This window comes from Seonamhaeicola marinus (assembly GCF_008085455.1).
On the sequence record NZ_VSDQ01000277.1, the window covers coordinates 1 to 405 of the forward strand.

At 28.9% G+C, this 405-nt stretch carries 2 pseudogenes; both read right to left on the bottom strand.

The window, feature by feature from the left end:
• Positions 1–151: pseudogene (locus FUA24_RS25590) on the bottom strand (DNA-binding response regulator); the annotation flags it as partial.
• 19 nt (positions 152–170) lie between these two features.
• Positions 171–405: pseudogene (locus FUA24_RS03965) on the bottom strand (sensor histidine kinase); the annotation flags it as partial.

Here is a 405-nt window from a genome sequence, read left to right on the forward strand (position 1 = left end):
CTAGTTGGTTGTTTCTAATTAAAATTAAAGCTTCATCAATATTTTCAGCTTCACCTAAAACGGTAACATTTGGGCAGTATTTATTTAGATAACTTTTTAAAATATCTCTACTAGTTTGTTCATCTTCAACTATAATAGCGTTTAGTTTCATGGGTGTTTTGTTTGTGGCTTTAATATTTTTTTAGTGTTACAACTACTTTGGTTCCTGTATCTTCTAACGCTTTATAGTTAGATACAACTACATCTACTTTATCTTTATACATTTCATTTAAAATAGATACACGCTTTTTAATATTGCCCATTCCTGTTGAGGTTTGCTTTTTTTGATTTTGTGTTTTTAAGGCTTTACTTTGAGCCCTACCAATACCATCATCTGTAATTGTAATTGTTATTTCATTGGATGTT